21 protein-coding genes are annotated in these 26,468 nt (G+C 73.4%); 4 read left to right on the top strand and 17 right to left on the bottom strand.

The genetic code is table 11. From position 1 onward, the window contains the following. Positions 1-87 precede the first annotated feature (87 nt). Positions 88-1,416: a glycosyltransferase gene (locus tag FHU37_RS04780; protein ID WP_179812976.1), complete on the bottom strand. Its 1,329-nt coding sequence runs from the start codon at positions 1,414-1,416 to the stop codon at positions 88-90. Between the two features lie 692 nt (positions 1,417-2,108). After that, positions 2,109-4,358 carry an MMPL family transporter gene (locus FHU37_RS04775; protein WP_179812975.1) on the bottom strand — a complete coding sequence of 750 codons (2,250 nt, stop codon included), beginning with the start codon at positions 4,356-4,358 and terminating at the stop codon, positions 2,109-2,111. Positions 4,359-4,513: 155 nt separating this feature from the next. Here FHU37_RS04775 and FHU37_RS04770 point away from each other — a divergent pair, with 155 nt between their 5' ends. After that, positions 4,514-5,104 carry a TetR/AcrR family transcriptional regulator gene (locus tag FHU37_RS04770; RefSeq protein ID WP_179812974.1) on the top strand — a complete coding sequence of 197 codons (591 nt, stop codon included), beginning with the start codon at positions 4,514-4,516 and terminating at the stop codon, positions 5,102-5,104. A 48-nt stretch (positions 5,105-5,152) separates the two neighbouring features. Here FHU37_RS04770 and FHU37_RS04765 read toward each other — a convergent pair whose 3' ends face one another. From FHU37_RS04765 to FHU37_RS04755, 3 genes are all read right to left on the bottom strand, one after another. Further along, a complete protein-coding gene (locus FHU37_RS04765; protein WP_179812973.1) occupies positions 5,153-6,166 on the bottom strand; it encodes a glutathione S-transferase family protein in 1,014 nt (337 codons plus the stop codon). A gap of 150 nt (positions 6,167-6,316) precedes the next feature. Continuing rightward, positions 6,317-8,116, bottom strand: coding sequence for an ABC transporter permease/substrate binding protein (locus FHU37_RS04760; RefSeq protein WP_179812972.1), 1,800 nt, complete (start codon positions 8,114-8,116; stop codon positions 6,317-6,319). Continuing rightward, positions 8,103-9,431, bottom strand: a complete 1,329-nt coding sequence (locus tag FHU37_RS04755) for a quaternary amine ABC transporter ATP-binding protein (protein ID WP_179812971.1) — start codon at positions 9,429-9,431, stop codon at positions 8,103-8,105. Before FHU37_RS04755 ends, FHU37_RS04760 begins: the two co-directional genes overlap by 14 nt. Positions 9,432-9,971: 540 nt before the next feature. On the opposite strand from FHU37_RS04755, the gene FHU37_RS04750 reads away from it, so the two are divergent. After that, positions 9,972-10,910, top strand: a complete 939-nt coding sequence (locus tag FHU37_RS04750) for a 5'-3' exonuclease (RefSeq protein ID WP_179816021.1) — start codon at positions 9,972-9,974, stop codon at positions 10,908-10,910. A 115-nt stretch (positions 10,911-11,025) separates the two neighbouring features. On the opposite strand, the gene FHU37_RS04745 is transcribed toward FHU37_RS04750, so the two are convergent. The 7 genes from FHU37_RS04745 to FHU37_RS04715 form a co-directional block, all read right to left on the bottom strand. Beyond that, positions 11,026-13,992 (bottom strand): DEAD/DEAH box helicase, encoded by a 2,967-nt coding sequence (locus tag FHU37_RS04745; RefSeq protein ID WP_179812970.1) that lies wholly within the window; start codon positions 13,990-13,992, stop codon positions 11,026-11,028. Between the two features lie 143 nt (positions 13,993-14,135). Next, on the bottom strand, positions 14,136-15,098 hold the full coding sequence (tatC, locus tag FHU37_RS04740; protein WP_246449568.1) for a twin-arginine translocase subunit TatC: 963 nt from the start codon (positions 15,096-15,098) through the stop codon (positions 14,136-14,138). 82 nt (positions 15,099-15,180) lie between these two features. Then, positions 15,181-15,480: a Sec-independent protein translocase subunit TatA gene (tatA, locus tag FHU37_RS04735; RefSeq protein WP_179812969.1), complete on the bottom strand. Its 300-nt coding sequence runs from the start codon at positions 15,478-15,480 to the stop codon at positions 15,181-15,183. 247 nt (positions 15,481-15,727) lie between these two features. Beyond that, complete coding sequence (locus FHU37_RS04730) at positions 15,728-15,958, bottom strand: hypothetical protein (RefSeq protein ID WP_179812968.1); 231 nt, start codon at positions 15,956-15,958, stop codon at positions 15,728-15,730. A gap of 10 nt (positions 15,959-15,968) precedes the next feature. Beyond that, complete coding sequence (locus tag FHU37_RS04725) at positions 15,969-16,250, bottom strand: hypothetical protein (protein ID WP_179812967.1); 282 nt, start codon at positions 16,248-16,250, stop codon at positions 15,969-15,971. A 25-nt stretch (positions 16,251-16,275) separates the two neighbouring features. Then, positions 16,276-17,232 (bottom strand): helix-turn-helix transcriptional regulator, encoded by a 957-nt coding sequence (locus FHU37_RS04720; RefSeq protein ID WP_179812966.1) that lies wholly within the window; start codon positions 17,230-17,232, stop codon positions 16,276-16,278. After that, positions 17,229-18,260, bottom strand: a complete 1,032-nt coding sequence (locus tag FHU37_RS04715; RefSeq protein ID WP_179812965.1) for a helix-turn-helix transcriptional regulator — start codon at positions 18,258-18,260, stop codon at positions 17,229-17,231. The genes FHU37_RS04720 and FHU37_RS04715 overlap by 4 nt, the downstream gene beginning before the upstream one ends. Positions 18,261-18,458: 198 nt before the next feature. Here FHU37_RS04715 and FHU37_RS04710 point away from each other — a divergent pair, with 198 nt between their 5' ends. Continuing rightward, a complete protein-coding gene (locus tag FHU37_RS04710) occupies positions 18,459-19,550 on the top strand; it encodes a DUF3866 family protein (RefSeq protein ID WP_179812964.1) in 1,092 nt (363 codons plus the stop codon). A gap of 102 nt (positions 19,551-19,652) precedes the next feature. Here the strand turns inward: FHU37_RS04710 and FHU37_RS04705 are convergent, their stop codons facing one another. The 4 genes from FHU37_RS04705 to FHU37_RS04690 all read right to left on the bottom strand — a co-directional run bounded on the left by FHU37_RS04705 (position 19,653) and on the right by FHU37_RS04690 (position 24,055). After that, positions 19,653-20,024: an FKBP-type peptidyl-prolyl cis-trans isomerase gene (locus tag FHU37_RS04705; protein WP_179812963.1), complete on the bottom strand. Its 372-nt coding sequence runs from the start codon at positions 20,022-20,024 to the stop codon at positions 19,653-19,655. Between the two features lie 86 nt (positions 20,025-20,110). Then, positions 20,111-21,118, bottom strand: a complete 1,008-nt coding sequence (locus tag FHU37_RS04700; RefSeq protein ID WP_179812962.1) for an FKBP-type peptidyl-prolyl cis-trans isomerase — start codon at positions 21,116-21,118, stop codon at positions 20,111-20,113. Between the two features lie 162 nt (positions 21,119-21,280). Beyond that, on the bottom strand, positions 21,281-22,642 hold the full coding sequence (gene pafA / locus FHU37_RS04695; protein ID WP_179812961.1) for a Pup--protein ligase: 1,362 nt from the start codon (positions 22,640-22,642) through the stop codon (positions 21,281-21,283). A 174-nt stretch (positions 22,643-22,816) separates the two neighbouring features. Beyond that, positions 22,817-24,055 (bottom strand): MFS transporter, encoded by a 1,239-nt coding sequence (locus FHU37_RS04690; RefSeq protein WP_246450245.1) that lies wholly within the window; start codon positions 24,053-24,055, stop codon positions 22,817-22,819. Between the two features lie 720 nt (positions 24,056-24,775). Here FHU37_RS04690 and FHU37_RS04685 point away from each other — a divergent pair. Continuing rightward, positions 24,776-25,849: a LacI family DNA-binding transcriptional regulator gene (locus FHU37_RS04685; RefSeq protein ID WP_179812960.1), complete on the top strand. Its 1,074-nt coding sequence runs from the start codon at positions 24,776-24,778 to the stop codon at positions 25,847-25,849. An 81-nt stretch (positions 25,850-25,930) separates the two neighbouring features. Here FHU37_RS04685 and FHU37_RS04680 read toward each other — a convergent pair whose 3' ends face one another. Further along, entirely contained in the window at positions 25,931-26,338 is a 408-nt protein-coding gene (locus FHU37_RS04680; protein ID WP_179812959.1) for a ChaB family protein, read from the bottom strand. Positions 26,339-26,468: the final 130 nt, after the last annotated feature.

Genomic DNA, 26,468 nt, shown 5'->3' with positions numbered 1-26,468 from the left:
CGAACACCCCGCCACCCGCCCCGAACCCGGTCACCGCAACGCGATCGGGGAATCACGCAGAGGTGGAAATCCCAATTCCCGGCGGCATTAGCCGACGGTGGCCGACTCGGAGGGCGACTGCCGCTCGCGGTGCGCCTCGATGATGATCTCGGCCGCCCGGGCCGTCCCCCCGTACTTGTCGTACGCCCCCATGAGCTCCGAGGCGCGCCGGCGGAAGCTCGGGTCGCCGAGCACCCGGCGCACCGCGGCGTCCACCTTGGCCGGCTTCGGCCGGTTGGTGTTCAGCGACAGTCCGGCTCCGGTCCAGGCGAGGCGGGCGTTGGACTCCATCTTGTCCTCGCTGGTGCCGGCGACGACGAGCGGTACGCCGAAGGAGAGCGACATCTGCACCCCGCCGTACCCGCCGTTGGTCACCAACACGTCGGTGAGCGGCAGCAGCTCGGCGAAGGGCACGAACCGCTCCAGCACCAGGTTCGCCGGCCGCTGCTCCCGGGGCAGCACCTCCTCCGGATCCCGGGTGACGGTGGTCGCCACGACCAGGACGTCCCGCTCGGCGAGCGCCTCGATCGTGGGCAGGACGAGCAGGCCGTGGTCGGTGGCCGCCGATCCCTGGGTCACCACGACGACCGGCCGCCCCTCGGCGCGCGCCGCGAGCACCCGGTCCCACCAGTCGGGCGCCGTCCAGTCGTCCAGTCCGGTCTGGCGGGTGATCCCGATGAACTCCACCGACTCGGGGAGGTCGCTGCGCGGGTACTCGAACTCCGGGATTCCGGCCTGGATGAAGCGGGTCGCGAACTGGCTGCTCCAGTCCGTGAACATGCCCCGGAACGGCCCGACCCCCATGTCGGCGACGATGCGTTCGGCGGCCCGCTGGGAGTTCCCGAAGATCACGTTCTGGATGGCCCAGCCCAGGGCCCGGTTGCGCAGCCGGCGCAGCGGCGTGTCCGAGGGGGTCAGCCCGGTGCCGAACGGCGCGGTGTCCACGCTGGATATGGACATCGGGCCGAGGCAGAAGATCACCCGGGGGATGTCCCGCTGCAACGCCAGCAGCGGCGCCGCCATGAACGTCTGGTCCCCGACGACCACCTCGGGCCGGAAGTCGTCGAAGAGTGGCCGCAGGTCGTCCACGTAGGCCGGGATCGAGTCGACGAAGACGTCGAAGACCACCTTTCTCAGGCCGGCGATCCCGGGTCTGCGTTCGTCGTCCGTGGACTGCAGCGCGTCGACGTCGGCGTCGAACTTCAGGTCCGCCGTCACCGGCACGAAGCGCGCGCCGACACTGGTGATGATCTTCTCGAAACCGCGCCCGGTGTACCAGACCACCTCGTGCCCCGCCTCCACCAGCTCGCGCGCGATCGGGAGCGAGGGACGGACGTGACCTGTCGCCGGCACCGTCGCGAAAAGAACTCGTGTCATCTTTCCTTCTCTCCTCGTAACTGGGGCCCCGGTGGAGGGCGAGGGCACGGCTCGGCGGAACGGCGTTCGTCGAGCGTGAGCGGACCGGGGGACGGGGCGCGGCCGACCGCGCCACCACACGGGAGATTCCGCGTCCGGCCACGGCGCCGATCGGCCCTCGGTCCGCTCGCACGGAGGGCGACTGATGTTGGGCGCGGCACCGCGCCGAAAAAGCGGCCGGCGCGATGGAATGCGCTTCCGCAGGAAATGGAGTAGAGTTAACCTGGCCGACACGCGGCCTTCACGAAAAATGAACCGAAGGCGCTTCGGCAATCACGCCGGCCGGACGCGCCCCGGCGCGGGCGAATCGCCCACGCGTAACGTCGGGAATCCCGTCATTGGCGCCACGCTCCCCCGTAACCTTCACGGCCACTCGCCACGGCGGTAACACTATCGGACGAACACGCGTTTGACCGGATAACGGAGGAGGTCATTTCACTTGTGGAATTGTGCACGCTCCCAGAACACAATCCGTTCGGATCGGCGACAAACAGAAAACGCCCCCGACCGGCGGTGACAGGAATTTCGCGGTCCTGCCGCCACCGGAAAGGGGCGTTCGCTGTTCGGACAAACCGTGGAGAACGGGCGACCCGACCGGGCGGCCCTTTGCCGGCCGGCCGGGGAAACATCCACGGCCGGCCGGCGCCGCGCCGTTACTTCCGCGCGGCGACCCTCCGCTCCTGCCCGGAGCCGGAGGCGGCGGGCACGCCGCCGGCGGGAGGCAGCACGGCCTCCCCCTCGGAGATGCCCAGCCGGTCGTGCAGCCGGCGCAGCGGTCCGGGCGCCCACCAGTTGACGCTCCCGAGCAGCCGCATCGTGGCCGGCACCAGGACGCCCCGGACGATGGTCGCGTCGATGACGATGGAGAAGGTCAGGCCGATCCCGATGGTCATCAGGAACAGCGAGGTGGCGGTGACGCCCATCGCGGCGAGCACGATGACCATCAGCAGCGCCGCGCTGGAGATGATCCCGCCGGTGCTCTGCAGGCCGACCGCCACCGCGCGCTCGTTGTCCCCGCTGACCAGGTACTCCTCCCGGGCCCGGCTGACCACGAACATCTCGTAGTCGGTGACCAGCCCGAAGGCAATGATGACGATCAGACCGAGGGTCCACAGGTCCGTCGTGCCGACCGCCTCGAAGCCCAGCACCGAGGCGAAGCCGCCGTCCTGGAAGCCCCAGACCACGATGCCGAGCGAGGCGGCCAGGGAGAAGAAGGCCACCAGCACCGCCTTGATCGGCAGGATCACCGAGCCGAAGGCGAAGAACAGCAGCACCAGCGTCACCAGCACCACGACGCCCAGGGCCCACGGCAGGGCGTCCAGCGTGGCCTCGTTGCTGTCCAGGCTCAGCGCCGGACCGCCCTCGCCGCCCACCAGCACCTCGGTCGCGCCGGCCGGCCACTCCTCGGCGCGCGCGTCCCGCACCAGCTGGAGGTTGGCCGGGTCGTCCGACTCGCCCTGCCAGGTCACCGTGACGTGGGTCAGCTCCGCGTCACCGCGGACCACCTCGGCCTCGCCCGCCGCGTCCAGCGCCTCCAGGCGCCGCAGGTAGTCCTCCAGCGCCGCCTGCTCGACACCGCCCACCACGGCGATGTCCAGCACGGGCGTCGCCGGACCGTCCTCCGGGAACTCCTCGTCGATGATCCGCAGCGAGACCTGGCCCTCGTTGTCGGTCGGCAGGTAGCGGTGGTTGGTCAGGCCGGGCTCCAGGGAGAGCAGCGGGGCCGCGGCGATCAGCAGCAGGCCGATCGCGCCGGCCAGCCACGGCACCGGCCGGCGCATGATGGCCCAGGCGAGCCGGGCCCAGGCCCCCGTGCGCTCCGCGACCACCTCGGTGACGGTGCGGCGCGGCCAGGGGATGCGCAGCGCGTTGATCCGCTGGCCGAGCACCGCCAGCATCGCCGGGAGCACCACCACCGCGGCCACGATGTTGAACAGCACCACCGTGACGCCGCCCAGGCCGAAGGAGCGCGAGGCCGGCTGCGGGAAGAGCAGCAGCCCGCACAGGGAGATCACGACGGTGAGGCCGGAGAAGGCGACGGTGCGCCCGGCCGTGGCCATGGTGGCCGGGAGCGCCTCGGCCACGTCACCGCCCCGGCGGGCGAGCTCCTCGCGGAAGCGGCTGACGATGAACAGGCCGTAGTCGATCGCCAGCCCGAGACCGAGCAGGATGGTGATCTCCAGCGCGAAGATCGAGATCTCGGTGACGTAGGTGAGCATCCGCAGCAGCGTCAGCGAGCCGAGAATGGCGAATATGCCGAGCAGGATCGGCGTCGCGCCGGCGACCAGCCCGCGGAAAATGATCACCAGGAAGAGCAGCAGCAGCGGCAGGGAGATCACCTGGGCGGTGGCCAGGTTGGCCGAGGCCAGTTCCTGGAGCTGGTGCTCGCTGGTGAATCCACCGCCGAGGTAGGTCTCCAGCCCGCCCTCGGCGCGGACGCCGTCGACGATCTCCCCGTAGTTCTCCAGCCGCTCCGCCGCGTCCGCCCCTTCCAGGGTGAGGGTCGCGTAGGTGGCGTGCCGGTCCTCGGAGACCAGCAGGGCGCGTTCGGACGCCGGGAGGCCCTCGGTCCAGTAGCTGGTGACCGAGGCGACGTGGGAGTCGGGGAGGCCGTCGAGCGCCGCCCGCACCGCGTCGGCGAATTCCGGGTCGTCCACCGTTCGCGAGTCCGTGGGGTCGACGTAGACCGCGATGACGTCGTGCTCGTTCTCCCCGTGCCCGAACTCCTCCTCCAGGAGTTCGTTGGCGCGGACGCTCTCGACTCCGGGCGGGGCGTAGCCGCCGCTGCCCATCGCGCCGAACACGCCCGAGCCCCAGATCCCCGCCAGAACGGCGAAGACGCCGGCGGCTATGAGGACCGCACGGCGGCGCCGGTAGGTGAATCGGCCCAGCAGTATGAACATGAATGGCGCCCGATCAGTAGATTCGCACCGACAACCCATGCAGGTTTACAGCATCAACCTAGCGAGGAGGGTTGACGTCGTCAACCGGGTGGCGATAAGGCGGTTCCGCTTCCGCGGCATGGGCCACCGGTATGACCGGGAGGTAAACTGACCCGATGACACCGAGTACTCGTGACACGCTGATGGCCGCCGCCGCCGAGCTGCTGGACGAGGGCGGGCTGGAGGCCGTGACGCTGCGCGAGGTCGGTCGCCGGGCGGGGGTCTCCCACAACGCGCCGTACAAGCACTTCGCCGACAAGGAGGCGCTGCTCGCGGCCGTGGCCGCCCGGGAGCTGACGAACCAGGGCGCGGCCCTCGCCGCGGCGCTGCGACAGGATCCGTCCCCGGAGACCATCCTGCGTTCGGCGCTGCGCGGCTACGTCGCGTGGGCGCTGGCCCACCCCGCCCGCTTCAAGCTGGTCTTCGGCTTCTGGTCCACCAACTCGGCGGAGCTGGCGGCGGCCGCGGACTCCACCCGCACCATGCTGATCGACGTGGTCGCGGCCGCCCAGCGGGCCGGCTGGCTGCCCGCCGGGGATCCGGAGCGGCTCACCGCGCTGCTCCAGGCCGTCACCCAGGGGGCCGTCGACCTCGCGATCAGCGGCCACCTGGAGGCGCAGGGCAAGGGTCACGCCAGCCCGGACGACCTGGTCGACGACCTCCTGGACCACCTGCGCGCCTCGGCCCGGGTCACCAGCCGGGTCTGACGCCCCGCCGGACCGCGTGCCCGGCCGGGCCGGGTGCCGGAGGGGCCGTCAGCGGCCGGCCGCGGTCAGCTCCTCGATGGTCGGGGCGGCCTCGCCGGGCGGCGGCGGCCCGGGCGGGGTGCCGTCCCCGAACGGGCGGCCCCCGAGCGCCTCGCGGCCGTGCGGCGTCAGCCAGCCGGTGAGGTCCGGCCCCTCCGGCACGATCCGGGTGGGGTTGATGTCGGTGTGGACCATGTAGTAGTGCCGCTTGATGTGGTCGAAGTCGACCGTGTCGTGGAACCCCGGGGTCTGGTAGAGGTCACGGGCGTAGGCCCACAGCACCGGCATCTCGGTGAGCTTGCGCTTGTTGCACTTGAAGTGGCCGTGGTACACGGCGTCGAAGCGCACCAGCGTGGTGAACAGCCGGATGTCGGCCTCGGTGATGGTGTCGCCGACCAGGTAGCGCCGCCCCTCCAGCCGTTCGGAGAGCCCGTCCAGGCAGGCGAAGAGGCGGTGGTAGGCGTCCGCGTACGCCTCCTGGTCCCCCGCGAAGCCCGCGCGGTAGACGCCGTTGTTGACGTCCCGGAAGACCCGGCGGTTCACCTCGTCGATCTCCTCGCGCAGGTGCTCCGGGTAGAGGTCCGGCGCGCCCGGGCGGTGGCAGGCGCGCCACTGGGTGGACAGGTCCGTGGTGATGGTCGGGTAGTCGTTGGTGACCAGCCGGCCGCTGGGGATGTCCACGATCGCCGGCACGCTGATCCCGCCGGCGTACGCCGGATCGGCGGCGTGGTACGCCTCGTGCAGGTAGGAGATGCCGAGCACGGGATCGCGGCCGTCCGGGTCGAGGGTGAACCGCCACGACCGCTCGTCCTGGATCGGGTCCGCGACGCCCACCGAGATGGCGTGCTCCAGCCCGAGGAGGCGGCGCACCACCAGCGCTCGGCTGGCCCAGGGGCAGGCCCGGCTCACGATCAGCCGGTAGCGTCCGGGCTCGACGGGCCACGGCGAGGAGCCGTCGGCGGTTATCCGCGCGTCGAAGTGGTTCGGAGCGCGGGTGAACTCCTTGGTGCTCACGGCCGGCACCTCTTCCCTGTGGCTCGCCGTCTGCCTCACCTCCCGCTTGCCCGGGGGGCCGGGAGCGAAACGGCCGGACGCCGTGCGGGGGGGGGCGAACGGGGTGCGGGCCCCCGCCCGTGGTGGGCGGGGGCCCGCACCCCGTGGTGGCCGGCGGCCTCACTCCACCGGCGCGAAGCGGTCCAGGGCGTCGGGGTGGGCGTCCAGCCAGGCCCGCGCGCCCTCCGCCTCGTTGCCGGCGCCGGCCTGCTGGATCGCGGCCTCCAGGTCGGTCAGCTCCTCCTCGGTCATGGTGAAGCCGTCCAGCCAGTCGGCGACCCGCGGGTGCTCGGCGGCCCACTCCCGGTTGCCCGCCGCGTGGATGCCCTCGCCGGTGCCGAAGGCGCCGCGGGGGTCCTCCAGCTTCCTCAGGTCCTCGGTGGAGTAGACCCAGTGCGGCGACCACAGGGCGACGACCACCGGTTCCCGGCGCTCGATGGCGCGGTCCAGCTCGGCCAGCATCGAGGCGGTGGAGCCCGTGGTCAGCTCGTACTCGCCCTCCAGGCCGTAGGCCGGCATCACGTCCTCGCTGATCGCCTTCATCAGGCCGGCGCCCGGCTCGATGCCGATGATCCGGCCGCCGAACTCGTCCGCCCGCCCCTTCAGGTCGTCCAGCGAGTCCACGCCCTCGACGTAGGAGGGGACGGTCAGCTCCAGCGAGGTCTCGTCGTACCAGGCCCCGAAGTCCCGGTAGGTGTCGGCGTACTCCTGCCAGTAGGACTCGTGGGTGGTGGGCAGCCACACGTCGGTCATCACGTCCACGTCGCCGGTGGAGACGGCGGTGAACAGCGCCCCCACGTCGTACTGGGTGGCCTGCGCGTCGAAACCGCGGTCGCGGAGCATCTCCTGCCACAGGTAGCTGGTGGCGATGCCCTCGTCCCAGGGGATGTAGCCGAGCGAGACCTCCTCGCCCCGGCCGACGTCGGTCCCGGCCACGGCGGTGCCCTCCTGCGGGCCGGAGCGCAGCACGCCCAGCCCGCCGCCCACCAGGGCGACGGCCAGCAGGCCGACCACGGCCACGGTCGCCCCGGGCCGGTAGCGCAGCACGGCGAGGCGGCCCACCGCCTGGGTCCGGGCCAGCGCCCGGCGGCCGAGCGGGGAGGCCTGCCGCTCCAGGGCGGCGGTCATCCGGTCCAGGTACATGGCGAGGATGACCACCGAGACGCCGCCCTCGAAGCCGAGGCCGATGTCCACCGTGCTGATGGCGGTGAAGACGGAGGCGCCGAGACCGCCGCCGCCGACCATGCCGGAGATGACCACCATGGACAGGCCCAGCATGATCACCTGGTTGACGCCGGCCATGATGGTGGGCAGCGCCAGCGGCAGCTGCACCCGCAGCAGGGTGTCGCGCGGCCGGGTGCCGAACGCCTCGGCGGCCTCGACCAGCTCGCCGTCCACCTGGCGGATGCCCAGTTCGGTCATCCGGACGCCGGGCGGCATGGCGAACACGATGGTGGCGATGATGCCGGGCACCTGGCCGACGCCGAAGAAGAAGATGCCGGGGATGAGGTAGACGAACGCCGGCATGGTCTGCATGAAGTCCAGCACCGGCCGGAGCGCGCCGCTGACGGCGCGGCGCCGGGCGGCCCAGATGCCGAGCGGCACGGCCAGCACGATGGTGATCGCGCTGGCGACCAGCACCAGGGAGAGCGTCTCCATGGCGCGCTGCCACTGGTCGACGGCGTCGACCAGGGCGAAGCCGGCGAAGGTGAGCACACCCGCGAGCAGGCCGCGCAGCCAGAAGGCGAGCACGGCCAGCAGGCCGGCCATCACCAGCGGCTCCGGCCAGGTCAGCAGCGCCTCGGCGGCGTCGTACAGGCCCCGGACCACCGAGGCGATGAGGTCGAAGAGGAAGCCGAGGTTGTCCCGCAGGAGATCGACGGCCGACTCGACCCAGCGTCCCAACTCAAGCCTGGGCACCGAGCACCTCCTTGTCGTCGTCGGCGGACGCGGGCCGCGCGGCTTCCGGCGCCCGCGGGGCCGGCGGGGCCGGGGCCGCCGGCGTGGGGTGGTCGGCGGCGGTGTCGGTGCCCACGACGCCCGCCGGCTCGTCGCCGAGCGCCGCGAGCAGGGTGACCCGCGGGATGACACCCACCAGGCGGTGGTCCTCGACCACGGCCAGCGGCACGTCGGTGCGGGAGGCGGGGGTGAACAGCTCGGCGAGCGGGGTGTCCGGGGTGACCGTGGCGACGTTCCCGGTCGCCAGGTCCCGCATCACCACCTCACCGTCCTTGCCGGCCCGCTCCCCGGCGGCGCGGGCGGCCGTGGTGACCGCAGCGTCGGCGACGGTGCCGAGCAGTCGGCGTCCGCGCTCCACCACGAAGGCGGCGGAGGCCTGGTGGGTGCGCAGGGTGCGCAGGGCCGCGCGCGGCCCGTCCTGGGCGCCGACCATGACCTTGGGCTCCTCCATGATCGAGGAGGCGGTGAGCACCCGGCTGCGGTCCACGTCCTGCACGAAGCTGGCCACGTAGTCGTTCGCCGGGTCGACCAGGATGTCCTCGGCGGTGCCGAGCTGGACGATCCGGCCGTCCCGCATGACCGCGATGCGGTCGCCGAGCCGCATGGCCTCGTTGAGGTCGTGGGTGATGAAGACGATGGTCTTGCGCAGGCTGTGCTGGATCTCCAGCAGCTGGTCCTGCATGTCCCGGCGGATCAGCGGGTCGAGCGCGCTGAAGGACTCGTCCATCAGCAGCAGGTCGGCGTCGGTGGCCAGTGCGCGGGCCAGCCCCACGCGCTGCTGCATGCCGCCGGAGAGCTCGTCCGGCCACGCCTTCTCCCAGCCGCCCAGGCCGACCAGCTCCAGGGCCTCGGCGGCGCGTCGCGCGCGCTCCGCGCCGGCGACGCCCTGGACCTGGAGACCGTAGGCGGCGTTCTCCAGCACGCTGCGGTGCGGGAAGAGCGCGAAGTGCTGGAACACCATGCTGATCCGGCGGGACCGGACGTGCCGCAGCCGGGCCGGCGACAGGGCGGTGAGGTCCTGGCCGTCGAAGAGCACGCGGCCGGCCGTCGGCTCGGAGAGCCCGTTCAGCATGCGCAGCAGGGTGGACTTGCCGGAACCCGACAGGCCCATCACCACGAAGATCTCCCCGCGGCTGACCTCGAAGGAGGCGTCGATGACGGCGGCGGTGACGCCGTCCTCCCGCAGCTCGTTCCGGTCGGCCCCCTGCCGCAGTCTGCGTACGGCCTCCTGTGGTCGTCGTCCGAAGACTTTGTAGACGTGCTCGGCCTGGAGCATGGTCCCGTCATCACCTCACGTGTCGCTTTCCACGGCGGAGTGTCACCGTGCGATGCCTTCTCAAACAGCATGGACGGCGCCGGCCGGTTTCCTCACCGACCGCCGGTCCAGTGCCAGCGCCTACCCGTGCCGCGTCGAAAGGCAAACGCGATCGTGAGACTGTTCACTGTTTCAGAACTGACGACAATTCAGAAAACGAGTCTCGAATGTCCGCTCTACACCTTATGCCCGCCCGACATGTCCTGACATTCTGGACATGGATCCGCACCCAAACGCCTGATCAGCGGGCGGGGCCCCTCGGTGCCGAATTTGCGCCCACCCCGCCCGAACAGATAAAGGGGCTTTCCCGGCCACCGCTCCGGAGATTTCCAGCACCGCACCCGGAACGCTTTTCCAATGAAACCCGAACGTTATCGTTCCGCGCGCCCGACGTTACTTCCGACACTCTCCGCGAACGGATCGGCGGTATGACGCGGCCCGCCGGTCCGGGCGGGTGTCGGTGGCGTGCGGCATGATCGGCGGGTGACCGCTTCACGACTGATGCTGCTGGACTCCGCCTCGCTGTACTTCCGCGCGTACTACGGGGTGCCCGAGTCGGTGCGCGCGCCCGACGGGACCCCGGTCAACGCCGTGCGCGGCCTGCTGGACTTCGTCGCCCGGCTGGTGACCGACCACTCCCCCACCGACCTGGTCGCCTGCATGGACGCCGACTGGCGCCCCGCCTGGCGGGTGGAGCTGGTGCCGAGCTACAAGACCCACCGGGTCGCGCCGGAGGCCGCGGGGGCCCCGGCCACCACCGGGGAGGACGCCCTGCCGGAGGCCGTGCCGGACACCCTCGCGCCCCAGGTCCCGGTGATCGAGGCGGTGCTGGACGCCCTCGGGATCCGCCGGATCGGCGTGGCCGGCTACGAGGCCGACGACGTCATCGGCACGCTGGCGACCGGGGCCGACATGCCGGTCGACGTCGTCACCGGAGACCGCGACCTCTTCCAGCTCGTCGACGACGCGCGCGGTGTCCGCGTGCTCTACCCGGTCAAGGGCGTCGGCAGCCTCCAGGCGTACGACGAGGCCGCGCTGCGGGAGAAGTACGGCATCGCCTCCGGAGCGGCCTACGCCGATCTCGCCCTGCTGCGCGGCGATCCCAGCGACGGCCTGCCGGGCGTGCCCGGGATCGGCGAGAAGACCGCCGCCAAGCTGCTGGCCGCCCACGGCGACATCGACGGCGTCATGGCCGCCGCCAACGACCCCTCCTCCCGCCTCCCCGCCGCCCAGCGCAGACGGCTCCAGGAGAACCGCGGCTACCTGGCCGCGGCCCGGCCCGTGGTGCGCGTCGCCCGCGACGTCCCGCTGCCCGAGGGCCACACCGCCCTGCCGCGCCGGCCCCGGGATCCGGACGCCGTGCTGGCCCTGGCCGAGCGCTGGGGGCTCGGCGGCTCGCTGCGCCGCCTGGTGGACGCCCTGGCCGCCCGCCCGGAGTGACCCCGCGCGCACCCGGGACGCCCCGGCCCCGATCGCCCCGGCCCCCTGGAACGAGCCGCGCCCCGGTGCCCCCGACGAGGGGGCACCGGGGCCGGTCCGGCTCGGCCGAGGGGGCTCAGCCCACCGAGGAGTAGGCGACCACGCCGCGCCGCAGCAGGTCCACCGCCTTGCGCGCGGTGGGCCGCACCGAGCCGCCCTCCGGCGCCGCCTCGGCGATCTGCCCGAGCACGTCGATGATCTGCTTCATCCAGCGCACGAAGTCGCCGGCGGGCAGCTCCGCGTCCCGCAGCACCGCGTCCAGCCCGTGCCCCTTCGCCCAGCGGTAGGCCGGCCAGGCGAACCCGAGGTCCGGCTGCCGCTGGCCGGAGTAGTCCTCGGACTGGGACAGTCCGTGGTCCTTCTCCAGCGCGTCCAGCCTCCCCCATATCCGGATCATGTCGTCCAGCGCCCGCCGCGAGCCGCCCTCCGGCAGCCGCGGCGCGAAGGCGTCGTCGCCCTGCCGGGACTCGTAGACCAGCGCGGAGGCGCAGGCCACCAGCTCCGCCGGGGCCAGCCCCTCCCAGACCCCCTCGCGCAGGCACTCCGAGGCCAGCAGGTCCAGCTCGCCGTAGAGCCGGCCCAGCCGCCGGCCGTCCTCGGTGACCTTGTCGCCGTCGATGTAGTCCAGGGCGCCCAGCAGCGAGCAGACCCGGTCGAAGGTCCGCGCGATGGTGTGGGTGCGCCCGCGCATCCGGCGCTCCAGCGCCTGGGTGTCGCGCTGCAGGCGGTAGAACCGCTCCGCCCACCGGGCGTGGTCCTCGCGGTCCGAGCAGCCGTGGCAGGGGTGCTGCCGGATCGCCGCGCGCAGCTCGGCGATCCGCTCGTCGTCGGCCGCCTCCGCCCGGCCGCGGCGCCGCCGGCGCTCCGGCTCCAGGTGCCCGGCCTTGTTGTACAGGGCCGAGGCCAGATCGCGGCGCGCCTGCGGGCTGCGCGGATTGAAGGAGCGCGGGATGCGCAGCCGCTCCACCGGCTCGGCCGGCACCGGGAAGTCCACCAGGGCCAGCCGCTTGACCTGCCGCTGCGCGGTGAGCACCAGCGGGCGCGGGCCGTCGGCGTACTCCGGGCGCGCGCCGGGGCGGCCCTGCGGCGGCAGGCCCGGATCCAGCACCACGGCGAGGCCGGCGTAGCGGCCGGTGGGCACGTGGATGACGTCGCCGGGCCGCAGCCGCTCCAGGGCGGTGACGGCGGCCAGCCGGCGCTGGTTGGCGCCGTGCCGGGACAGTTCCGTCTCGCGGTCCTTGAGCTGGCGGCGCAGCGCGGCGTACTCGGTGAAGTCGCCGAGGTGGCAGGTCATCGCCTCGCGGTAGCCCTCCAGCCCCTCCTCGTTGCGCTGCACCTGCCGGGCCAGGCCCACCACGGAGCGGTCCGCCTGGAACTGCGCGAAGGAGGTCTCCAGCAGCTCGCGGGAGCGCTGGCGGCCGAACTGGCCGACGAGGTTGACCGCCATGTTGTAGGAGGGCTTGAAGGAGGAGCGCAGCGGGTACGTCCGGGCGCCGGCGAGGCCCGCCACCGCCTTGGGGTCCATGCCCTGCTGCCAGAGCACCACCGCGTGGCCCTCGATGTCGATGCCGCGGCGGCCGGCGCGGCCGGTGAGCTGGGTGTACTCGCCGGGGGTGATGTCGGCGTGGGTCTCGCCGTTCCACTTGACCAGCTTCTCCAGCACCACGGAGCGGGCCGGCATGTTGATCCCGAGGGCCAGGGTCTCGGTGGCGAAGACCGCCTTGACCAGGCCGGAGACGAACAGCTCCTCCACGATCTCCTTGAAGGTGGGCAGCATGCCGGCGTGGTGGGCGGCGAAACCGCGCTCCAGGGCGTCGACGAACTCGAAGTAGCCCAGGACGTGCAGGTCCTCGTCCGGCAGCTCCGCGGTCCGCTCCTCGACCAGGCGGCGCACCCGCTGGCGCTCGTCGCGGTTGTTCAGCCGCAGCCCGGAGGCCACGCACTGCTGCACGGCCGCCTCGCAGCCGGCCCGGGAGAAGATGAAGGTGATCGCCGGGAGCAGCCCCTCGGCGTCCAGCCGGTCGATCACCTCGACCCGACTGGGCGTCCAGGCGCGGGAGCGGCGGCGCCGCTCCCGCTCGCGGTCGGCGGCGCGCATCTTGGCCCGCTCGTGCGGGCGGGCCGGGCGCTGCTGCTCGCGGGCGTGGCGGACCAGCTCGGGGTTGACCTGGCGGGAGTCCTGGGCGCCGTCCGGGGTGGTGACGAACAGGTCGTGCATGCGGTTGCCGGCGAGCACGTGCTGCCACAGCGGGACGGGGCGGTGCTCGGAGACGATGACCTTGGTGTCGCCGCGGACGGTGTCCAGCCAGTCGCCGAACTCCTCGGCGTTGGAGACGGTCGCGGAGAGCGAGACCAGGGTCACCGACTCCGGGAGGTGGATGATGACCTCCTCCCACACCGCGCCGCGGAACCGGTCGGAGAGGTAGTGCACCTCGTCCATGACCACGTAGCCCAGCCCGCGCAGGGTGGAGGACCCGGCGTAGAGCATGTTCCGCAGCACCTCGGTGGTCATCACGACCACCGGCGCCTCGGGGTTGATGCTGTTGTCACCGGTGAGCAGGCCGACCGTGCCCGGGCCGTAGCGGCGGGTGAGGTCGGCGAACTTCTGGTTCGACAGCGCCTTGATCGGCGTGGTGTAGAAGCACTTGCGGCCCTCGGCCAGGGCCAGGTGCACGGCGAACTCGCCGACGATGGTCTTGCCGGATCCGGTCGGCGCGGCGACCAGGACGCCGCTGCCGGCCTCCAGGGCCTGGCACGCCTCGATCTGGAAGGGGTCGAGGGGGAAGTCGTACAGCGCTCGGAAGCCGGCGAGCTGGGTGCGCGCCTCGGCCGCCCGGCGCTGGGCGCGGGCGTAGCGCTCCGCGGGGCTGAGCGCCTCGGTGTCGTCGTCCTCGGGGACGTCGACCGGGACGGTGCCGGCCGGGACGGTGCCGGCCGGCGGGGCCACCGGGCCCTCGGGGGCGCCGCCGGGGGTGGTGCCACCAGCCGGCGCGCCGGCCGTGGGGTCGGCGGGGTTCTGGGGCGGAGTGTGGTGGAGTCGCATGTCACCTTCGAGCGTACCGGCGGGCGCCGACACCGCCACGGGGTTTCTTCCCGCTCACCGGCCGCCGTGGGTGACCCGCCCGACGCGCGTGACGGGGCCGCCGCGCCCGAGGGGACGGCGGCGCGTGACGGGGCCGCTGGGCGTCACGTGGCGTCGTCGTCCACGTGGGAGTTGACCCGGGACACCGTGCCGGGCGCCTGGGCCGGCGCCGGGATGGGCGCCTCCAGGGCCTCGGGGGCGTCGAGCGGGGCGGGTGTGAGGTCGAGCTGGGAGGCCTCGTCGTCGTCCAGGGCGGTGTCCGGGTCGGCGGCCCGCCGCCGGGCCCGCCGGCGGTCGTTGGTGAAGGCCACCACGAGGGCCACGCCGTACAGGACGGTGACCGGGCCGGCGAGCAGGACCATGCTGACCGGGTCGGTGGTGGGGGTGGCGACGGCGCCGAAGACGAAGACGCCGAAGATCACCCAGCGCCACCAGGACAGCATCCGCTGGGCGCTGACCAGGTTCGCGAAGTTCAGCAGCACCAGCACCAGGGGCAGCTCGCAGGCGATGCCGAAGACCAGGACGAGACGGAGCGCGAAGTCGGTGAGGTACTGGTCGAACGGCAGGAGGTTGGAGACGTTGTCCGGGGTGAAGCCGAGCATCACCTCCAGGGCCGTGGGCAGCATCCAGTAGGCGAAGCCGCCACCGATCAGGAACAGCGGCACCCCTGCGCCGACGAACGACAGGCCGTAGCGCTTCTCGTGGGCGTGCAGCCCGGGCGCGAGGAACCCCCACAGCTGGTAGAGGATCACCGGCATGGCCGCCACCACGCCGGCGGCCAGCGAGACCTGGAGCATCAGCGAGAAGGGGTTGAGCACGCCGTTGATGACCAGGACGTCACCGCAGTCCGGGGTGCCGTCGGACTGGCTGGCGTTCAGGTCGCAGACCGGGGCGGTGAGGAAGTTGGTGATGGGGTCGTAGAAGAACAGCGCCCCGATCGTGGTGACCGTGACCACGGCCAGGCAGATCAGCAGCCGGTTGCGCAGTTCCCTGAGGTGTTCCACGAAGGGCATGCGCCCTTCCGGGTCCTTCGGCTTGCGACCGCGCTTGAACAACCCCGTCCTCATCTCGCTCTTCCTCTTTCGCCAGCGGCCCGGGCCGAGGCCCAGGCCGCCTGCCTGGCCCGGCCGTGGGCGCGGTGTGGGGCGCTCAGCGCGGGGTGGTGGCCTGACCGGACTCGGAGACGACGCGGGCGGTGCTGACGTCCCCGGGGGCGGCCTGGATGGTCCGCTGGGTCTCCACCGTCGCGGGCTGGGCGGCCGGCTCGGGGGTGTCGGAGTCCTTCTTGCTCTCCTCGCGCATGGCCTTGGTCTCGCTCCGCAGGATGCGCATGGACTTGCCGATGGAGCGGGCGGCGTCCGGCAGGCGCTTGGCGCCGAAGAGGCCGAACAGGATGATCACCGCGATGATGATCATGACGATCTCGCCGGGTCCGAGCCTTCCAAGCATGTCTTCCACCTATCCGTCGGGAGCCGATCATCCGGTTGTTTGCTGCCGGACGTGCACCGGATACTGCGTCGCCCGTCTGCGAAATGGTACGCCGGCCCGGTGAAGCGACGGCGAACACCAGGTTGTCTCGAAGGGTAATACCATTCGAGCCCCCGTCACGAGCCCCCGAAACCATCCAGTCCTGGTGTGGTCCCGATTGTGGCTCGTTACCGGCGCCCTCCGGGACGGCCGGCGGGTGACCGGGGTCTCACTCCCCCCGGTGCTCCACCTCGCCCGGCAGCACGTCGCGCGGGCCGCCGCCGGCGCCGAGGGCGGCGAGTTCGCCGGCCAGGGCGTCGGCGGCCTTCTCGGTGGCGCCGGCGGCCCGGGAGACCTCGCGGGCCAGGGCCCGCAACTGGCCGAGCACCCGCCACGACAACCAGCCCAGAACGGCCATTCCGGCCACCGCGAGGGCCACGGAGATCAGCACCCACATCATGGCCGGGACCCTACCTGCTGCCCGCCTGCCGACGTGCCCCGCCCTGGTGGAGTGTCAGCCGCATGGCCTGGACGCCGCCGTCGGTGAGCAGTTCCACGATCCGCGCGCCGGCCGGGCGGCGCACGTGCTCGCCGCAGTCGGGGCAGGTGAAGGAGTAGAAGGTGGACTTCGGTCCCGCGCCCACCGCCAGCCGGAGCTGGTCCGCGGTCAGCTCCACCCGGGCGTCGCACTCGGAGCAGCGGGCCTTGAAGCAGACCTCGGTGGGCATGGTGTCGTGTTCCGTCCCGGTCATCGGTGCCTTCCCGTTCCGCCCCCGCTCAGCCGACCGCGTCGTACTGGGCCAGCGCGGCGCCGGCGAGCTCCGCCGCCCGGTCGGCCACGCCGGCCGGCTCCACGATCCGGCCGTCCGCGCCCAGCCGCAGGGCCAGGCGGGTCATCGAGGCCGGGTCCGGGGTGCGCAGCGCGATCCGCAGTCCCCCGTCGGGCAGCTCCTCCACCTCGTCCGGCGGGTAGTACTCGGCCACCCACCGCCCGGCCCGGGTGACCTCGACGACCACCCGCGGCAGCTCCTGGTCGGGGCGGAACAGGCCCTCGGAGAGGTGCTCGCCCACGCCGCGGTCCGCCCTGACCGGCTCGTCGAGCACGGCCACGTCGGCGACCCGGTCGAGCCGGAAGCTTCGCTCGTCCTCCGCCCGGTGGCACCAGCCGCGCAGGTAGCTGTGCTCGCCCTGGTCGATCAGCCGGATCGGGTCCACCTCGCGCTCGGTGAGCGCGTCCCGACCGTAGGTGTAGTACTGCAGCCACAGCCGGCGCCCCTGGCGCAGCGCGCGCTCCACGGCGGCCCGCACGTCGGCCTTGGGCTCCAGGGTGACCGCCAGCCGGCCGGCCAGCGCGGCGGCGTCGCCGGCCGCCTCCTCCAGCTTGGCGGCGGCCCGGTGCACCGCCTCGCGGTCCGCCTCGCTCAGGCCGCGCAGCCGGGCCACCGCCCGCAGCGCCACCAGCAGCGAGACCACCTCGTCGGCGGACAGCCGCAGGGCGGGCGCCAGGTCGTCGATGTTGTGCCACCAGATCGACTCGCCGTCGGTCTCGATGTCGATCAGGTCGCCGCCGCGGAAGCTCGGGCCGCAGAAGGGCAGCACCTGCAGGTCGGCGAGGAGCTGCTCCTCGCTGATCTCGAAGGTCCGGGCCACGTCCTCCACGCGGGCGCCGTTGTGCCGGCGCAGGTGGGTGACGAGGGAGAGCAGCCGCCGGGTCTGGTCGATCGCGTGGCTCAACTCCGGGCCTCCTCGGTGCTCGGGCGGGTGGTCTGCTGGTCGGGTTCCGGGGCCGGGGCGGCGGCCCCGGCGACGGCGCGCAGCCGGGAGATGACGTCCTCGCGCAGCTCGGCGGGTTCCAGCACGACGACGTCCGGGCCGAACTCCGCCAGCCAGGCCCCGAGGCCGCGGCCGTGCGGCAGCGACACCTCCTCCCACTCGTCGGCGGCGGGGCCGCCGGCGGGGGTGACGGAGAGGGCGCGGGCGCGCAGCGGGTGGGCCGCGCCGCGGCGCAGCCGGATCCGGGCGGTGCTGGTGGCGCCCTCGCCGGCGAACCGCTCCACCTGGGCGCGCACGTCCAGCCGGTCGGAGACCTCGGCGGTGAAGGCGCCCTGCCGCAGTTTGACCTTGCCGGTGATCCGGCTCAGCCGGAAGACCCGCGGGGCCTCGCGCTGCCGGTCGTAGCCGGCCAGGTACCAGCGGCCCCGGCAGAACTCCAGCGCCCACGGCTCGACGGTGCGCTGCTCGGCGACGGGCGAGTCGGCGCGGCGGTAGTCGAAGGTCACCGGCCGCTGGTCGCGGGCGGCGATCAGCAGGGGTTCGAACGCCTCCTCGCGGACCGGGATGCGCGCCTCCAGGGTGGACAGCGGCGTCTCCGGCTCGGGTTCGGCGTCCACCCCGGCCGCGCGCAGCTTGTGCATGGCGCCGGTGGCGGCCTGGGACATCCGGGCGTGCTGCCAGACGCGCCGGGCCAGCTGGATGGCGGCGGTCTCCTCGGGATCGAAGTCGATCTCGGGCAGCGCGTTGACGTCGCGCAGCGCGCGGTAGCCGATCTCGCCGTCCTCGGGGCTCTCCGCGGTCTCGATGACCAGGCCCATCTCCCGCAGCTCGTCCTTGTCGCGCTCGAACATGCGGTTGAACGCCTCGTCGCCCGCGACCTCGCGGTACGCCTCGATGTCGTGCCGCAGCCGCTTCTTGCTGAGCGGCTGCTTCGCCGTCATCAGGCGGAGCGTGAGGTTCATCAGACGCTCGGACTTGGCGATCGCCATGCGACCACTGACCCTCTCTGGCGCGCTGCCCCGTCTCCTCGCCCGGCGGGGTCCCCGTGTGTGCTGACCGACGCTATCGCTTGGCGGGGATTTGGGGAAACCTGCGGGTCCGCCGGCGGCGCGCCCGCCGCGCCGGGTGGGGAGGCGGGCCGGGGCCACGTCCCGGGCGCGGCGGAGCGGGCGCCCTAGACTCCCCCCGTGATCTCTTGGCGTGAAGGCGTTGTCACTCGGGTCCGGCGGAGCTGGCGGGGAGCGAGCGAACTGGAGGTGTCGCTGGCCGACCAGAGCGGGCCGCTGCGGGCCATGGCGTATCCGGCGCTGGTCGGCGAGGTGGCCGAGGGCGACCGGGTGCTGCTGAACACCACCGCGCAGACCATGGGGCTGGGCACCGGCGGGTACGCGCTGGTGGTGGCCGTCCCGGACCGTCTGCCGGCGGATCCCCCGCCCGGGCCCGGGCACCTGGTGAAGGCCCGCTACACGCCGCTGCAGGCGGTGGTGCTGGGGGTGGACGAGCAGGACTCCCCGCACCACGAGGTGCTGCGGGACGCCGACGACCTCGACGGGATGCCGGTGGTCGTGGCGGACCTGCACTCCGCGCTGCCGGCCGTCTGCGCGGGCGTGCTGGCCGACCGCCCGGGGGCCCGGATCGCCTATGTGATGACCGACGGCGGCACGCTGCCGCTGTGGTTCTCCATGACGGTGGACCGGCTCCGCGAGGCCGGCTGGCTGGCCGGGTCGATCACGGTGGGCCAGGCGCTCGGCGGCGACCTGGAGGCGGTCACCGTGCACACCGGCCTGCTCGCCGCGCGCCACGTGCTGCGGGCCGACGTGGCGATCGTGGCGCAGGGGCCCGGCAACCTGGGCACCGGGACGCGCTGGGGCTACTCGGGGGTGGCGGTCGGCGACGCGGTGAACGCGGTGGGGGCGCTGCGCGGGCGGGCCGTGGGCTCGCTGCGGATCTCCGACGCGGATCCGCGCCAGCGGCACCGCGGGGTCTCGCACCACTCGCTGACCGCCTACGGGCGGGTGGCGCTGGCGCCGGCCGAGCTGCCGGTGCCGGAGGGGCTGCCGGCGGGGCTGGCCGGGCTGGTCAAGGAGCAGCTGGACGCGGCGCTGGCGGGTTCGGCGGCCGGCCACCGCGTGGTGTCGGTGCCGGTGGACGGGCTGGAGGAGGCGTTGCGGGGCTGCCCGGTGCGGCTGTCCACGATGGGGCGGGGGCTGGAGGAGGACCACGCCTACTTCCTGGCCGCCGCCGCGGCGGGCCGCCACGCGGTGGCGCCCGTCGGGTAGCGGCGAGCAGCGGCCCCGCGGCGCGGACCGGGGCTCGCGCGGGACGCCGAAGGGCGCCGCCCCCTCGGGGGACGGCGCCCTTCGGCCTTCGCGTGGGCCGGCTCAGACGCCCAGCAGGTCCACCACGAAGATCAGCGTCTCGCCCGGCTTGATCGCGTCGCCGGCGCCGCGGTCGCCGTAGCCCAGGTGCGGCGGGATGACCAGCTTGCGCCGGCCGCCGACCTTCATGCCGGCCACGCCCTGGTCCCAGCCCTTGATGACCCGGCCCGCGCCGAGCGGGAAGCGCAGCGGGGCGCCGCGGTTCCAGCTCGCGTCGAACTCCTCACCGGTGCTGAAGGCCACGCCGACGTAGTGGACGGAGACGACCTGGCCGGGCACGGCCTCCGGGCCGTCGCCCTCCCAGATGTCGGTGATCTCCAGGTCCTGGGGCGGCTCGCCACCGGGGAAGTCGATCTCGGGCTTGTCGATGCTCACGTGCCTTGCGCTCCTCGTTCGTGATCACTGTCGCTGTGCGAGGTGTCAGTCTCGCACGGGGGCGTTCGCCGTCCGGAGCCCGGGCGTCAGAACGAACCGAGGATGTCCACGACGAAGACGAGCGTGGAGTTGGCCGGGATGCCGTTGTTCTCCTGGTCGCCGTAGGCCTTGTCCGGCGGGATCACCAGCAGCACCCGGTCGCCGGCCTTCTTGCCGACCAGGGCCTCGTCCCAGCCGGCGATGACCTGGCCGGAGCCGATGCCGAAGGTGGCCGCGCTGCCGCGCTCCCAGGAGGAGTCGAAGACCGAGCCGTCGCTCCACAGCGCGCCGGTGTACTGGGCCACCAGCTGCTGGCCGGCCTCGACGACCGGGCCGTCGCCCTCGATCAGGACCTGCTGGCGCAGCTCGGTCGGCGGCTCCTCGCCCTCGGGGACGGTGATCTGCGGGCCGGCGTCGCCCATGGTCACGGTCGGCATGCCGGCCTCGGACTCGGCCATCTCCCCCTCGGCGCCGCCGGTGGACGGAATCCGGTCGACGATGTCCAGCACGAACACCATGGTGTCGCCGGGGGCCACGCCGAGCTGCTCGTTGCCGTTGGTGCCCCAGGTGGCGGTCGGCGGGGCCACCACGAGCACCCGGCTGCCGACCGGCTGGCCGAGCATCGGCTGGCCGAGCGCCGGGATGACCTGCTGCTGGGCGCTGGCGCCGATCTGGGTGGTCTGGGCGCCACCGGTCTCGTAGGTGGAGCCCTCCATCTCCTGGGCGGTGGTCCAGTTGAACCCGGCCAGCTGGAAGGTGACGTAGTCGCCGTCCTGCACCGCCTCGCCGTCGCCCTCGGTCAGCACCTTGTAGGAGAAGTTCCCGTCGGGCTGGGCGTCGGGCACGGAGATCGTCGGCTTCTCGCCGGGTTCTCCCTCCACCGTCGGCGTCGGGGCGTCGGCCGCCAGCTCCACCAGCTCGGGCACCGGCGCGGTGCTGGCGGAGGCGGACGGGGACGACGATGCGGTGGCGGTGGTCTCGTCCTCGCCCTCGCTGCCGCAGGCGGCGGCGAGCAGCAGCACGGGGGCGATGACGAGCGCGGCGAGTCGGCGCACGGGAAAGTCCTCGGGTGGTTGGGGGTTCGGGGGTATGGCGGGGAAGACGGGACGGGGGCCACTGTACGTGAGTGGCCCCCGTCGGCGGGTCTTGCTGTGTGCGTGTGAATCCGGCTCGGGCGGCCGGCGGACCGGACATTCCCGGTCCCAGCCCGACATCCGTCACATCCCGGCGATCAGCTTCTCCACCCGCTCGTCCTCCGAGCGGAACGGGTCCTTGCACAGCACGGTGCGCTGCGCCTGGTCGTTGAGCTTCAGGTGCACCCAGTCCACCGTGAAGTCCCGGCGCTGCTCCTGGGCCCGCCGGATGAAGTCGCCGCGCAGCCGGGCGCGGGTGGTCTGCGGCGGGATGGACTTGGCCTCGAAGACCTTCAGGTCGGTGGTGATCCGCCGGGCCTGGCCACGCCGCTGTAGGAGGTAGAACAGGCCCCGGCGGCGGTGGATGTCGTGGTAGGCGAGGTCGAGCTGGGCCACCCGCGGGTGCGACATCTCCATGCCGTGCTTGGCCCGGTAGGTCTCGATGAGCTTGTGCTTTATCACCCAGTCGATCTCGGTGTCGACGAGGGAGAGGTCGCCGGTGCGGACCGCCGTGAGGGTGCGCTCCCACAGGTCCAGCACCTGCGCGACGGTCCCGGTGCGGATGCCGCGCCGGTCCGCGAAGTCGGCGGCCTTGGTGAAGTACTCCTCCTGGATCTCCAGGGCGCTGGCCTCGCGCCCGTTGGCCAGGCGGACCTTGCGGCGGCCGGTGATGTCGTGGCTGACCTCGCGGATGGCCCGGATGGGGTTTTCCAGGGCGAGGTCGCGCAGCACCACGGCCGACTCGATCATGCGCAGCACCAGGTCGGTGGAGCCGACCTTGAGCAGCGTGGTGGTCTCGGACATGTTGGAGTCGCCGACGATGACGTGCAGCCGGCGGTACCGCTCGGCGTCGGCGTGCGGCTCGTCCCTGGTGTTGATGATCGGGCGGGAGCGGGTCGTGGCCGAGCTGACCCCCTCCCAGATGTGCTCGGCGCGCTGGCTGACGCAGTACACCGCGCCACGCGGGGTCTGCAGGACCTTGCCGGCCCCGCAGATCAGCTGCCGGGTGACCAGGAAGGGGATCAGCACGTCGGCCAGCCGGGAGAACTCCCCGTGCCGCGCCACCAGGTAGTTCTCGTGGCAGCCGTAGGAGTTCCCGGCCGAGTCGGTGTTGTTCTTGAAGAGGTAGACGTCGCCCGCGATGCCCTCCTCGTGCAGGCGCCGCTCGGCGTCCACGAGGAGACCTTCCAGGATGCGCTCGCCGGCCTTGTCGTGTGTGACGAGTTCGGTCAGCGAGTCGCACTCGGGGGTGGCGTATTCGGGATGGCTGCCCACGTCGAGGTACAGGCGTGCGCCGTTGCGCAGGAAGACGTTGCTGCTGCGGCCCCAGGAGACGACACGGCGGAAGAGGTACCGCGCCACTTCGTCAGGAGACAGTCGGCGCTGTCCCCGGAACGTACACGTGACGCCGTACTCGTTCTCCAGCCCGAAGATGCGGCGGTCCATGACTGAACTCTGCGCACTCAGCGCACGGCTGAAACCGGTTGGCCGCCCACACTGTGATCGCCCCCTCATGGGCTCGGTTCGCCGCCGGGCCTTGTAACCGGTGTCCTCCGCCCTCCTCGCCCGCCTTCGGGCAGGAGGGGCCCACGTCGTCGACTGCGCTCCGGTCGTTCCTCCCTACGCTCGCTCGCCCTCCTTGCCCGCAACCGGCAAGGAGGGGCCCACCTCAGTCCGGACACCGGCGGCCCTCTGGCTCCCTCGCCCGCCGACCAGCAGGACCAGCAGGGCAACGGTGCCGGAGGCCGCCGCGACCAGGTACGCCGGGCCGACGCCGAGCGCGTCGCCGACCGGCCCGGAGACCGCCGAGCCCAGCGCGGTGCCGACGCCGAAGGCGGTGACCACCCAGGAGAACGCCTCGGTCACCGTTCCCGGCGGCGCCCAGCGGTCCACCACCACGAAGCTGCAGGCGATCACCGGCGCCAGGAACAGGCCGCCGACCACCGCCAGCAGGGTCATCCCGACCGGTCCGGGGGCGATGGCCAGCGGCAGGTAGCCGATGGCCAGCAGGCCCACCAGGATGCGCAGCCGGCGGTCGGCGTCGCCCGTCCAGGAGCGGGCGCCGTAGGCCAGGCCGCCGATCAGCGCGCCCAGCGCCAGCGCGGCGAGCACCACGCCGGACCAGTCGCCGGCTCCGCGCTCCTCCGCCCAGGCCACGGCGGTGACGTTGATCGAGCCCAGCGCCATGCCGACGAAGAGCAGCGCGCCGAACAGCAGGCGCAGGTGGCCGACGCGCAGCGGCCCCAGCCAGTGCCCGGTGTGCGGGGTGCCGCGCCAGGCGCGGGAGGGCGCGGCGGTGACCACCATCAAGGTGCCGGCCAGCCCGATCAGGCCGGTGACGAAGACCGCGGCGGACGGGGAGACCAGGGCGCCGGCGGCGATCACCAGCAGCGGGCCGCAGGTGAACATCACCTCCTGCGCGGCGGCGTCCAGCGAGTAGGCGGTGTGCACGGCGCGCTGGTCACCGCGGAGGACGTCCGGCCACAGGGCGCGCAGGCCGGCCTCCAGCGGCGGCGTGGCCAGGCCCGCGACGGCGGTGGCGACCACGGCCAGCCAGAGTGGGTCGGCGCCCACCACGGCCAGCACGGCGAAGCCCACCGCGGAGACCGTGGCGGCGGCCGTCATCACGACCGTCTGGCCCCGGCGGTCCACGATCCTGCCGAGCACCGGCTGGCCGATGGCGCAGCCCACCCCGTAGACCGCGGAGAGCGCGCCGGCCAGCGTGTAGCCGCCGCCGTCCGCGCGGATCAGCAGGACGATGGCGAGTGCCGCCATGGCGGTGGGCAGCCGGCCGGTCAGCGTGCCGCCGAGCAGGCGCAACGCGTGCGGGGCGCGGGCGACGGCGACGTAGCCGGCCAGGCCCTCGGGGGTGGGGGCGGTGTCCTGGTCCTGGGGCGGGCGCGGGGCGGTCGCGGCGCCCTTGGCCCGGGCGCCCTTGGCCGGGGCGCCCTTGGCCGGGGCGCCCTTGGCGAGGGCGACCTTGGCCGGGGTGGCCGCCTTCCCGCCCGCGCCGCGCCGGGCGGCGACGCCCGCGCCGAGCGCTCCCGGCCTGGTCACCGCGCTCCTGGCCGGGGCCGCGGGCTTCCGGGACGCGCCCCTGGCCGGGGCGGACCCGGCCTTCCTGACGCCGCCCCTGGCGGGGGCGGCGGACTTCCGGGCGCCGGACTTCCCAGCGGCGGACTTCCCGGCCCCGCCCTTCCCGCCGGCGCCCGCCCGGCCGGTGGCGCCCCTGCCGGCCGCGCCCCTGCCGGTGGCGCCCTTCCCGGTCGCCGAGCCCTTGGCGGCCGCCCCCTTGCGGGGCGTGGCCGCCCCCTTGGCCGGTGCCGCGGCCGGCTTGGTGGCTGACGCGCTGGCCGAGGGATGGCTATCGTTCCCCACGGACACGGTGTTGGTGGACATGCAGGGGCTCCTCGCATGGGGCGGCCGACGGAGTGGCGCCACGCGTTCGCAGGTAGTACGTATAACTGGCCGGGACCGATTGTGGCACGGCCTCGAACGGGTGACCAGTGCGGCGGACGTGTCCGAATCTGCGGGTACTGTCGGGTCCGTCCCCACCGCGTCCGAGGAGTTCCCGCCAGCATGTCCACCGACGACCCCGTGCCCTCCGCCGGACGGGTCACCAGCCGCGACGTGGCCCGGGCGGCCGGAGTCTCGCAGGCGACGGTGTCGCTGGTGATGGGTGGCAAGTGGTCCGGGCGGGTCTCCGAGAGCACCGCCCAGCGGGTGCGGGCCACCGCCGACGAACTCGGTTACCGGCCGAACATCGCCGCCCGCAACCTCCGCCTGGGCCGCACCCGCACCGCGCTGCTCGTGGTTCCGTCGCTCACCAGCGAGTTCTTCGCCCAGGTCTACACCGGCGCCGCCCGCGTGGCCGCCGAACACGACTTCGGCCTGGTGCTGTACCCCTCTCCGGAGGGCATCGGCCCGGCACGGGACCCGTTCCCCTCGGCCCGGCAGGCCGTCGACGGGGTCATCGCCTCCTCCATGGCCGCCCAGGCCCTGGCCGCCATCCGGGGCGTGGACGGCGGCAACGGGGGCGCCACCGCGGGCGGCGCCACCGGGGGCGGGCTGCCGCTGGTGATGCTGGACAGCGCCCCGGCGCAGCCGGGCGAGACGGGCGTGGCCACCGTCACCCACGACGTGGCCGACGGCGTCCGGCAGGCGGTGGACCACCTGACCCAGCTCGGCCACCGCCGGATCGCCCACCTCGCCGCCGCCGTGGACTCCTGGACCTTCCGGGAGCGGGCGACCGCCTTCGCCGCCCGGTGTGCCGAGGCCGGCGTCCACGGCTGGAGCGCCCGGACCCCGCTGTCGGTCTCCGGCGCCCGGGACGCCGCGCTGAGCGTGCTGCACGGCGACCCCCGTCCCACCGCGCTGGTCTGCGACGACGACCTGGTCGCCGCCGGCGCCTGCAAGGCGGCGCGGCTGCTCGGGCTGGCAGTGCCCACCGACGTCTCGGTGACCGGGTTCGACGACATCGCGATCGCCCGCGCCCTCGACCCGGAGCTGACCACGGTGCGGCTCACCGCCGAGGAGCTCGGCGCCCACGGCATGTCCGCCCTGCTGCGGCTGCTGGACGGCGGGCTGCCCGCCCGGGTGGTGCTGCCGGTGCGGCTGAAGGTGCGCGGCTCGACCGCGCCACCGCCGGTCTGAGCGCGGGCGGCCGGACACGCCCGGGCGGCGCCGCACCCGGGCGGGAGTACGCCCGGGCGGCGCCGCCCGTCTGGCGTGCCGCTATTTCTGGCGGGCCTTGGCCGTCCGCCGGTTGCTGGCCTTCTGGATCGCCTCGACCAGTTCGCCCTTGTCCATCGAGGAGCGTCCGGGAATCTCCAGCCGCTTGGCCAGGTCGTAGAGGTGCTGCTTGGGGGCGCTGGCGTCCACTCCCCCGGCGGTGCTCGGCCCGCGCTGCTGGCGCGGCTTCGCGGCGCGCTCGTCGGACGGTCCCTTCCGGCCGCCGGCCTTGCGCTCCCAGTGGTCGCCGACCTTCTCGTGGGTGTGCTTCAGCGCCGCGAAGGCCGTCTGGTGGGCCCGCCGTCCCTCCCCGTACTCCTGCACCGCCGAGTCGTGCGCCTTGATCCAGGTGCGCTGCGCCTTGGAGTCCGAGCGCTGGATCGTGCTGGGCAGTTCCTCGCGTCCAGGCATGGTGTTCGCCTCCCGCTGGTGCGCCGGGTTCGCTGTCCCAACATCGCCTGCCCGGGAGGATGTGGACAAAACGGCCCCGGGGGGACGGCCGGTGCGCCGTCCCCCCGGGGCCTGTCGTCCACGGTCGGAT

Source organism: Allostreptomyces psammosilenae (genome assembly GCF_013407765.1).
Lineage (GTDB): Bacteria > Actinomycetota > Actinomycetes > Streptomycetales > Streptomycetaceae > Allostreptomyces > Allostreptomyces psammosilenae.
Note: the sequence above shows the minus strand (reverse complement) of the source record. Positions and strands in the feature narration are given on the sequence as shown.